The 9,504-nt window shown below is 66.6% G+C and carries 10 protein-coding genes and 1 pseudogene; 4 read left to right on the top strand and 7 right to left on the bottom strand.

Annotated elements, in window-relative coordinates; translation table 11 throughout:
- Window positions 1-388 precede the first annotated feature (388 nt).
- The 7 genes from M7H19_RS11930 to M7H19_RS11900 form a co-directional block, all read right to left on the bottom strand.
- Window positions 389-832: a RidA family protein gene (locus M7H19_RS11930; RefSeq protein ID WP_074988035.1), complete on the bottom strand. Its 444-nt coding sequence runs from the start codon at window positions 830-832 to the stop codon at window positions 389-391.
- 36 nt (window positions 833-868) lie between these two features.
- Window positions 869-1,855: an allophanate hydrolase gene (locus M7H19_RS11925; RefSeq protein ID WP_298180832.1), complete on the bottom strand. Its 987-nt coding sequence runs from the start codon at window positions 1,853-1,855 to the stop codon at window positions 869-871.
- Window positions 1,839-2,564 (bottom strand): carboxyltransferase domain-containing protein, encoded by a 726-nt coding sequence (locus tag M7H19_RS11920; RefSeq protein WP_298180830.1) that lies wholly within the window; start codon window positions 2,562-2,564, stop codon window positions 1,839-1,841. Before M7H19_RS11920 ends, M7H19_RS11925 begins: the two co-directional genes overlap by 17 nt.
- Window positions 2,565-2,574: 10 nt before the next feature.
- A complete protein-coding gene (locus tag M7H19_RS11915) occupies window positions 2,575-3,363 on the bottom strand; it encodes a putative hydro-lyase (RefSeq protein WP_298180828.1) in 789 nt (262 codons plus the stop codon).
- Window positions 3,364-3,388: 25 nt separating this feature from the next.
- Window positions 3,389-4,636 carry an NRAMP family divalent metal transporter gene (locus M7H19_RS11910; RefSeq protein ID WP_298180826.1) on the bottom strand — a complete coding sequence of 416 codons (1,248 nt, stop codon included), beginning with the start codon at window positions 4,634-4,636 and terminating at the stop codon, window positions 3,389-3,391.
- A gap of 39 nt (window positions 4,637-4,675) precedes the next feature.
- A complete protein-coding gene (locus M7H19_RS11905; RefSeq protein ID WP_298180824.1) occupies window positions 4,676-5,440 on the bottom strand; it encodes a 5-oxoprolinase subunit PxpA in 765 nt (254 codons plus the stop codon).
- Window positions 5,441-5,645: 205 nt separating this feature from the next.
- Window positions 5,646-6,314, bottom strand: a complete 669-nt coding sequence (locus M7H19_RS11900; protein WP_298180821.1) for a GntR family transcriptional regulator — start codon at window positions 6,312-6,314, stop codon at window positions 5,646-5,648.
- A gap of 154 nt (window positions 6,315-6,468) precedes the next feature.
- Between M7H19_RS11900 and M7H19_RS11895 the strand changes: the two genes are divergently transcribed.
- The 4 genes and pseudogenes from M7H19_RS11895 (at window position 6,469) to M7H19_RS11880 (ending at window position 9,496) form a co-directional block, all read left to right on the top strand.
- The gene (locus tag M7H19_RS11895; RefSeq protein WP_298180819.1) at window positions 6,469-7,653 is read left to right on the top strand and encodes a pyridoxal phosphate-dependent aminotransferase; all 1,185 of its coding nucleotides are present in this window, start codon (window positions 6,469-6,471) and stop codon (window positions 7,651-7,653) included.
- A 325-nt stretch (window positions 7,654-7,978) separates the two neighbouring features.
- Entirely contained in the window at window positions 7,979-8,512 is a 534-nt protein-coding gene (locus tag M7H19_RS11890; RefSeq protein ID WP_298180817.1) for a gamma carbonic anhydrase family protein, read from the top strand.
- Between the two features lie 373 nt (window positions 8,513-8,885).
- A pseudogene (locus M7H19_RS11885) lies at window positions 8,886-9,020 on the top strand (sigma factor); the annotation flags it as partial.
- A gap of 11 nt (window positions 9,021-9,031) precedes the next feature.
- The gene (locus tag M7H19_RS11880; protein WP_363321371.1) at window positions 9,032-9,496 is read left to right on the top strand and encodes a LysR substrate-binding domain-containing protein; all 465 of its coding nucleotides are present in this window, start codon (window positions 9,032-9,034) and stop codon (window positions 9,494-9,496) included.
- The last annotated feature ends 8 nt before the right edge of the window (window positions 9,497-9,504 follow it).

Genomic DNA, 9,504 nt, shown 5'->3' with positions numbered 1-9,504 from the left:
TCCTGCGGCGTACAACTCGTTCTACGGCCACGGGCTCGTGAACGCGCTGGCCGCCGTCAAGTAATCACGACATCCGAGCGGGAAGGGCGAAGGCGAGTCCCGCCCTTCCCGCCACAGGGCAACGCATGGTGCACCGTCGGTGTCCTGTGTGCACAGTGATATCGACGGCACATTGGACATTGCGGACACACTAGACCGATCGCAATAACGCGGTGAAAGAACCACAGCGTGAACAATCTCGCCGTACCCGAACGGCCCTCTTCAGCCTACTTCCGCATCGAGCACCACAACTGCGAAGGGAAGCTTGCCCGGCCGATTTCGGCTGCGTATGCGCGCCGTTGCACTGACTCAGAACAGAGCGCCGTCCTGAGAGAACCCCGCCCCTGATTCAGCTCGGATCGAGACTCGCCGTCAATTCGATCTCGACACAGGCCTGCCCGGGTAACGAGGCCACACCGATAGCCGATCGAGCGCAGGCACCACGGTCACCCAACACCTGGATCAGTACATCGGAAGCCGCGTCAGCGACAACGGAGTGATCCCGGAAGCCATCGACAGCCGCTACGTAGGTCGTCATCCTGAGCATGCGCACGCGCTGGAGTGTTTGGTCCTCGAGCGTGAGTGCCATCAGCGCGTTACGAACCGAGATACGTGCTGCCTCTCGTGCCTCCTCCACGGTAACCTCGGCTCCGACGCGGCCTGGGTATTGCATTTCTCCCCGTAGGCGCGGCGTCATACCCGCGGTCACGACGATTCCAGCGCAGCACCTCACCGGCCGGTAATGGCCTTGCGGTTGCGGGACGGGCAGTCCGGCCAGTTCAGGATGAAGCATTCTCACCTCACATCGCGGTCGCTCAACGATGTCTTCTCAGGGCCCGGTGACGGGGACCGAGTCGATGATCTTGGTCATCCTCTCGCGAGTCGATCGGATGATCTCGGCTTCCCAGAAACGCAACCTCCGTGCGGTTTCGAGTGTGATCGGCACGAAACGCACTCTCTCACCTGGGCGGACCTGGGACAACACGTTCATCGATGAAGTACAGACGACCCCGATCACCGGATATCCGGCCGACAATCCTCGCCCTCGGTTCAATATCAACAATTCGTGCCCACCCGGCACCTCGATGGCTCCGATCGGGAGAGCACGCGACAGGATCTCCCTCTTGTCGAAACGTCGGGGGATACGGCCTTGCAAGCGTGACCCCACGGCATCGGTCTTGTCCGTCATGACGTACTCGTCCTCGAACAGATCGCGAGCCTGGTTCTCGAAGAGATCGCGGTTCTCACCGGGTAGAACACCCAGCTCCGTAGGGGCCAGCAGTGGTCTCCGAGGAGGGTCGAGGACAGGGAACGGGTATTCCTGGCTGGAGACGTCGAACCGTCCGGGCGGGCCGCAATCGAGGGTCAGCCCCGGAACGAGGTCGAGCCCGAAACGTAAGGTGCGGTCCGGGGCCACACTGCCCAGGAACGTGCCCCCACCGTGGAACCCGCCGAAGACACTGACATAGCACCGAAGGCCGTCTCGGATGTCACGAACAGCCAGTTCCGCACCGGCGGGCACGACGACCGTCTGGTTCATACGAGCCGGTAGCCCACCGATGGTCACCGTGGCGGCCGCTCCGGTGACGGCCGCGACCACCGCGCGGTCGAACCGGACCACGAGGTCCGTCATCACGGTTTCCAGCGACGGGAGGCTACGGTCGTTCCCCACGAGAGCGTTGCCGTAGTGGTAGGAGAACTGGTCGAGAGCACCGTTCGCGGCGATACCCCACGATGCGCCGGCAGGTCGTCCCGCGTCCTGGAGCGTCGCGAAGATCGCCTCGGCGACAGTGGCCGTGCTAGTCCCGCTCGACACGAAAGTCCTCCATCGTCAGGCCCTCGTAGGTGTCCCATTCCTCGTCGGTGATCGGGAAATAGCTCACGAAGTCACCGGGGTGGTAGGCGCACACCTCGTCGTGGTGGGCGGAGACGAGTTCGACGGGTGTGCGTCCGATCAGCTGCCAACCGCCCGGTGCGTTCACCGAATAGATCAACGACTGGGCACCCGCCAACGCGACCGACCCTCCGGGAACGCGGACGCGCGGGTCCGCTCGACGGGGGACGGAGACGTCGTCACCGAGTCCGTCCATCATCGGCGACGCCGCGGGCGCGCCGAAACAGCGCACCAGGTACCACCCCGCACTGTGTCTCGCGATCAGGTCGTCCTCGGTCACTTCGAAGAGATCCGCCACGAGGCCGAGATCCGGCCCCAGTTCCCCGCCGTACCGAACCGGGACCCGGAAGTACCGCGGCTTACGTCCGGGCGTGGAGGGCGCGGACGAGTCCTGCGTGCTCACATAGCGGAGCAGCGACTCCAGATCCTCCGGGCGGATACTCAGACTGTCGAACTCGACCAGCGCCGAGTCGTACGTGGCCGCCACCCCGCTGATCGCCGGAAGGCGTAGGTCGTCCAGGCGTGCGACCAGACGCCGCACGCCTCGCCAACGCTCTTCCGTATCACCTGCGGTGAACCGAACCCGCACGGCCGCGTCCCCTTGCGAGGTGATGTGGACTCCGCCCTCCATGCCACCTCCCTCACGGTGTGATCAGATCGGCTTCGCGGATATCGGTGATGGCCATCCGGCCCGGCGCGTGGGCGATCGCGAACTCGGGACGCGATTCCATGACCATGGCCTGGGGCGTCACCCCGCAGGCCCAGAAGACGGGTACGTCGCCGTCGTGCAGGACCGGTGGGTCGCCCCAGTCCGGAGTACCCAGATCGGTGATGCCGATCAGACTCGGATCCCCGACATGCACCGGCGCACCGTGCACGGCCGGGTACCGCGCGCAGATCCGCACGGCATCCGGCACACGGCTCGCCGGTACACCTCGCATGGAGACCACCATCGAAGAGGAGAAGACACCCGCACGTTCGCAGGCGATCGTCGTCCGGTACATCGGTACCGTTTTCCCGGCCGACGTGTGCCGCATCTCGATGCCGGCTTCCGTCAACGCCCGTTCGAAGCTGAACGAGCAGCCGAGCAGGAAAGCGACCAGATCCTCCCGCCAGAGGTCTGCGACCTCGTTCCTCTCGGCTACCAGCTCCCCTCGCTCGTACACCCGGTAGGCGGGCAGGTCCGTGGTGATATCGCCCCGGAACCGGGCGCTGCTCCTGGCACCGGGGTCGAAGACGTCGAGCAACGGGCACGCCTTCGGGTTTCGCTGCGCGAAGAGCATCAGGTCGAACGCGTGCTCGCGGGGAACCGCCAGGAGGTTGGCCTGCGCCCATCCGTCGCACCAGCCCGACGTCGTGTCGGTGTAGCCGTCTCGGATCCTCCGTCGAGCCTGCTCGGGAGTGAACGAGCGCCACGATTCCGGGTTCATCGGTCTCTCCTTCTCACAAACAGACTCACTGCAGGAGCGCGAAGACCGGCTCGAAGGCCAACACCGCGAGCACCCACGACACGATCAGGCCCACGACTCCCACGACGATGAGCCACTTCGGGTAGCGGTACCCCTGCAACAGGTCGCGCCGACGCCACGCGATCCACATGGTCACCGAGAAACCGAGCGGCAGCACCAAACCGTTGAAGCCGCCCGAGAAGACCAAGACGGTGACGGGCGTCTGCCCGGCGAGCAGGAACACCGTGCAGCAGGCCACGACGAACGCGCCCACCGCGAGTCCCTCTCGTTCCTGCAGACGCCGGGAGTACGTCGAGATGAACGAGACGGAGGTGAAGGACGCACCGATCACCGACGTCATCGCGGCGGCCCAGAGCACGATGCCGAAGATCTTGAAGCCGATGTCGCCCGCCGCGGCCTGGAACGCGTCGGCGGCGGGGTTGTCCGTGATGTCGAGGACCGCTCCGGCCGACACGACACCCAGCACCGCGAGGAACAGCAACCAGCGCATGACACCGGTCGCGATCACACCCATCGCCGAGGTGTTGGCGATCTCCCGCGCCTTGCCGGGGCCGGAGATCCCGCTGGCCAGCAGTTTGTGCGCACCGGCATAGGTGATGTAGCCACCGACGGTGCCACCGACGATCGTCGTGATCGCGAGGATGTCGATCTGTTCGGGGACCACGGTCTGCAGAGCCGCCTGGTCCACCGGCGGGGAACTGACGATCGCCACGAACAGGGTCAGCCCCAGCATGATGAGACCGAGCGGAACGGTCGTCCGGTCCATGATCTTGATGAAGTACCGGTTGATGAAGATGACCAGGGCGAGCGCGGTGGTGATGACGGCTCCCCACCGAGGGTCGAGTCCGAACAGAACGTTGAGCCCCAGACCGGCCCCGGCCACGTTTCCCATGTTCGCGATGAAGCCGCACACGAACACGATGAGGCTCAGGACGACACCCAGCCCCGGCAGGACTCGTTGCGCCAGCTCCTGCGCGCGCAGGCCCGAGACGCCGATGACGCGCCACACGTTCATCTGGATCGCGAGATCCAGCAGGACCGAGATGAGGATCCCGAAGGAGAACGCCGCACCGAGTTGTTGAGTGAAGGTGGCGGTCTGGGTCAAAAATCCCGGCCCGATGGCGCTCGTCGCCATCAGCGCGATGGCACCGAAGAGCGGGAGAAGGCGGCCGGAGAGCTTGCCGCGAGGCGATTTGGCCGAGACAGCCGCCTCGGCACGCTCGACATCACTCATGGTGATCCCTTCTGCGGGGAAGAGTAAGGAAGCAGTGGGTTAACGACCGGGCCACGCGGCGACTGTCACACCGGCTGATTCGAGGCGTTGCCGCACGGTGGCGGCCATGGACACGGCGGCCGGGCTGTCACCGTGGACGAGGATGCTGTCGCAGGGCATCGGCAGGGTCGTGCCCGACACGCTGGTGACGACGCCCTCGACGGCCATGCGCACGGCACGCGTCGCGACTTCCTCGGTGTCCGTCACGAGAGCCCCGGGCGAAGCCCTGGCGACGAGTGTGCCGTCGTCGTTGTAACCGCGGTCCGCGAAACCGATCCGAGCGACCGGCAGTCCTTCGTCTTCGGCGGCTCGTGTCATCCAGCTCTCCTGGAACGCCACCGTGAGCTCCGGGTCGAAGGTGCGCACCGCCCGGGCGACAGCACGCGCGTAGTCCTCGCGAACCGCTGTCATGTTGCCGAGGCTGCCGTGCGGCGTCACGTGGTGGAGACGCCGTCCATAGGGGCGGAGAAAGGCCTCCAGGGCGCCGAGCTGGTAGAGCACGTCGGCCTCGAGGTCCGAGGGCGGCAGCTCCAGCGGACGCCTGCCGAAACCCCGAAGGTCGGGGAAGCTCGGATGCGCACCGACGGCGACATCGCGATCGACGCACAGGGCGACGGTCTCCCGAATGGTCGAGGGGTCTCCCGCGTGGAATCCGCACGCGACGTTGGCCGAGGTGACAATGCGTGTCAGTGCGTCATCCTCAGTCATCGTCCATGCGCCGAATCCCTCGCCGAGGTCGGCAATGAGATCGATGGACCTCGACATGATCCTCCTTTGGACGTCAGCACCTCTTGAGCCGCTCCCGCGGTCGAAGGAGAACGCGGGGGAGTCGGTGAGGATCCCGTGGAGTAGGACAGCGGGACGCGCCATGTCCCACGGGGCCGAGCTGAGATGAGCACCACCCTCACACTGTCAACGTCGAATGTCAACATTGACTTTTATGCGGCAGTTCGACCGCGGGAGTTCCCCGTCAGTCGACCAGCCGCGCCAACAGGCCTTCGAGCGCCGACTCGACGTGCCGCTCGGCATAGCGGCCGGCAGCGTCTACATCGCCCGTGGCCAGGATCTCGGCGTAGCGCGCGTGCTCGTCGACCAGGGTCGAGTCGTAACCGACCTCGGGCTCGGTACTGCGCAACAGCTGGTAAAGGCGGATCTGGGAGCGGATGGCCTGCCAGGCACTGGTCAGGGGTTCGTTGTCCGCCAGGCCGTACACCGCGTCGTGGAACTCCAGGTCGGCGCGCACCACTTCACTGCGGGCGACTCCACCCTCGACCGCCGCGCGCAAGCGTTCCAGGACCTCGGAGAAACCGCCGCGACACGCCCTTTCCGCCGCGCCCTGGGCAGCGATGCGATCGAGGCCCGCGCGCAGTCGGTAGAGGTTCCGGGCGTGCTCCTTGGAGGCGGGGATCACCGTGGCGGGCCGATGCCAGCCCGTGCGAATGACGCCCTCCCTCTCCAGGATCGACAGCCCTTCCCGCACGGACCCTCGACTGACGGCCAGGGATTCGGCCAGGGCTCCTTCCCTGAGCTCCTCCCCCGGTCGGAAGGTTCCGTTCATGATCGCTTCACGGATCATGTGAGCAGCCTCGGCGGCGATGCCACGGGCGTTGACGGGTCCGAGTGGAGCTCGTGTGCGCATGCGGCCAGTATGCCACGTGGTCAATGTTGAATGTTGACATTTAAGGTTCCGGGTCAGCACACTAACCGAGTCGTGGTGGGCGTTTCTCCGGATTCGCATCTGAACCCACCTGCTCCCAGGCGCACCAGGCGACCGTTTCGAGAGGATGGATGACATGGCTGTGGCCCCGTGGCCCGCCCCACACCGCTTCCAACGCATGAACGCCTATCACGCACCCGGCCAGGAACGAAGCGAGGTTCCACAAGGGTTGCGTCACGTGGACTTCTCCCACGGCGATGTCAGCGCGTTCCCACCTCCGCCCGAGGTCGTCGACGCCGTCACGGCAGCACTTCGCGACGGCGGACGCTACGCGTACTCGCCTTACCGGGGCCACTCCTTCATCCGGGAGCTCGTCGCACAGCGATTGAGCACGTTCACGGGCGCGCCGATCGACCCCACAAGCGAAGTCATCGTCACGCCCGGAACACAGGGCGGCCTGTTCCTCGCGCTTTCAGCCCTGGTCGAACGCGGTGACAAGGTAGCGGTCGTCGCGCCGGACTACTTCGCCAACCGCAAGATCGTCGAATACCTCGAGGCCACACCGGTCCCCGTCGAGCTCGCCTACCGCACGGCCGAGGGGGAACCCGCCCGCCTCGACCTGGACGAGCTTCGAGCGGCCTTCGCGGGCGGCGCTCGCCTTCTGGTGTTCTCGAACCCGAACAACCCGACCGGCGCCGTGTACACCTCCGAGGACATCGAGGCCATCGCGGCTCTCGCCACCGAATTCGACGCCTTCGTGATCGTCGACCAGCTCTACTCACGACAGATCTTCGGCGAACACCCCTTCACACACTTGCGGGCACACGCGCGTGAGCGGTGCCTGACCCTCATCGGTCCGTCCAAGACGGAATCCGTCTCCGGATGCCGCGTCGGCGTGGCGATCGCTCCCGCCGCGATCATCGATCGCATGGAGCAGCTCCAGGGCATCGTGTCCCTGCGTGCCGCGGGTTACATGCAGGCGGCCCTGGAACCGTGGTTCGCCGAATCCGAAGGCTGGCTCGACCAGCGGATCGCCGACCACGCCCGGATTCGCGACGATCTGCACGCGGTGTTCAGCGCCAGTGGTGCTGTCAGCACACGCCTCACCGAAGGCGGTAGTTACCTGTTCCTCGACGTGCCCGCCGCGAAGGGACGTATCGACGAGTTCGTCGCCAAACTCCGTACCGAAGCGGCTGTCACCGTCACCCGGGGCCCGGAGTTCGGAGACTTCCCCGAATCGGTGCGTCTGAACTTCTCACAGGACCACCAAGCCGCGGTCGACGCCGCACGCCGGATCGTGCAGGTGGCCGAACGCCTGTGACCGGCCCGCGGCGGATAACGCCGCGGACGACGACTTCGGCGGTGGGTGTGTGCGTCGGTCGGCCACACCCACCGCCGAGCTCCAACCGCTCTCGACCTGCTCGTCCTGTCCTTCGACCCCTTCGGCGACGTCAGCGTCGGCGGTGTCCCCGCCCTACCCACTGGCGTGGAACTCTTCCGAACGCCGGAGTGATCTCGACAGGCGACCTTCCCACGACGCAGGCTCGGCTGCACCATGCTCGTGGTCGGTGGTGCCCGCCATTGGTTCGGGCGGTGGCAGCACCGACGGCACTGTGACAGCGACCCTCCCTTCGGAAAGGACACGCATGACCGGCAGGGAACACACCGCGCTCATCGTCGACGGCAAGCAGCCCTCGGTAGCTCCTACCGCCTGGAGCGCCCCCACCGCGGTGCTCGCCGGCGCGGTGACTATCGAAGAGGAGGCCAGCGTCTGGTACACCGCCGTGCTGCGCGCCGACCGGGACACGATCACGATCGGACGCGGCAGCAACATCCAGGACGGCACGATCATCCACGCCGATCCCGGATTCCCGGTGACCGTCGGCACGGGTGTCAGCGTGGGCCACCGCGCCGTGCTGCACGGATGTCACATCGGCGACGACTGCCTCATCGGGATGAGCGCCACCGTCCTCAACGGGGCCAGGATCGGAGCGGGCACGCTGGTCGCCGCGGGGACCGTGGTGCTCGAGGGGACGGAGATCCCGCCGGGTTCCCTCGTCGCGGGTGTCCCGGCCAAGGTCCGACGCCCCCTGACCCCGGAGGAACAGGACGCGATCCGCGCCAACGCCACGAACTACCGGCCGATGGCCCGGCTCCACGCCCAAGCACGGCACGTCTGAACCAGCCACACGAGGTACTGCACGGTGATCCGCCACTACCCGGATGACAGGCAGATCACCGGCTCCCTCTCCTGGCGAGCATCCGACAGGCTTCGGGCGTCTCACGGTCAGCTTCACGGATGAGTAGCGCGGCACGTGCTCGACACGGGCGGTGCCGCGCACGCCGTCGACGCCCCCGGGACGATGTCCGCGACGGTGGGTATGCGTAGTCGACGCGCTTGATCGTCGTAGTCGCCCCCGTAGTGCTGTCACGACGCAGCAGAGGATGGTTCGTTCGTCCGCGGAACTCACCCCATCACCGAGCAGGGCCTGATCGTCACGCGACGAGGTCGTGCGCACGAACACGTTCGGAACGGCTTTGTATGCTCAGCGGATGGTCCGACCGGAAGCGCTGCGAGAGTTCCAGGCGCAGCGCCCGCGCTTGTTCGCGGTGGCCTACCGCCTCCTGGGCTCCGCGGGTGAAGCCGAGGACGCCATGCAGGACGCCTTCCTGCGTTTTCACAGCACGGAGCGAGCCACTTGGTCGCCGTCGTCCCGCCCGGGCATCCGTTGACGAAGCGACCGCACGTCACCTTGGACGACCTCGTCGACCACCCTCTCGCCTGCATGCCATCCGGGACCGGGCTGCGCACGGTGTTCGACAAAGCCTGCACCGCGCAGGGTGTCGAACCCACGGTCACGCTGGAGGCCAGTGCCGCCGACGCGCTCGTCGAGCTCGCCTGCCGCGGACTGGCCGTCGCCCTCCTCAGCGAATCGATGGCCACGCACTATCGGGACCGGCTCACCGCACTCCCCCTCGCCGACGTCGACATCCCCGCCCTGCTCGCCCTGGTGTGGAAACCCTCCACCGGTCCCGCCCTGCACGCGCTGATCGAGCACTGCGAACAGGCGTTCGGCGAGTCGGCACCGACGCCGACCGGCCCGCAGCGGACAGCGGAGAGCGCGACGAGTCGGAAACGCCGTAAGAACCCGCCTCCGCGCTGACCCGACCG

It is taken from the genome of Saccharomonospora sp. (genome assembly GCF_027317685.1).
In the GTDB taxonomy this organism is placed as follows: domain Bacteria; phylum Actinomycetota; class Actinomycetes; order Mycobacteriales; family Pseudonocardiaceae; genus Saccharomonospora.
Note: the sequence above shows the minus strand (reverse complement) of the source record. Positions and strands in the feature narration are given on the sequence as shown.

Coding starts and splice junctions, on each gene's coding strand:
- M7H19_RS11930 (WP_074988035.1), bottom strand. CDS start 832: ATGCTTCATCCTGAACTGGCCGGACTGCCCGTCCCGCAACCGCAAGGC.
- M7H19_RS11895 (WP_298180819.1), top strand. CDS start 6,469: ATGGCTGTGGCCCCGTGGCCCGCCCCACACCGCTTCCAACGCATGAAC.
- M7H19_RS11915 (WP_298180828.1), bottom strand. CDS start 3,363: ATGAACCCGGAATCGTGGCGCTCGTTCACTCCCGAGCAGGCTCGACGG.
- M7H19_RS11910 (WP_298180826.1), bottom strand. CDS start 4,636: ATGAGTGATGTCGAGCGTGCCGAGGCGGCTGTCTCGGCCAAATCGCCT.
- M7H19_RS11920 (WP_298180830.1), bottom strand. CDS start 2,564: ATGGAGGGCGGAGTCCACATCACCTCGCAAGGGGACGCGGCCGTGCGG.
- M7H19_RS11900 (WP_298180821.1), bottom strand. CDS start 6,314: ATGCGCACACGAGCTCCACTCGGACCCGTCAACGCCCGTGGCATCGCC.
- M7H19_RS11890 (WP_298180817.1), top strand. CDS start 7,979: ATGACCGGCAGGGAACACACCGCGCTCATCGTCGACGGCAAGCAGCCC.
- M7H19_RS11905 (WP_298180824.1), bottom strand. CDS start 5,440: ATGTCGAGGTCCATCGATCTCATTGCCGACCTCGGCGAGGGATTCGGC.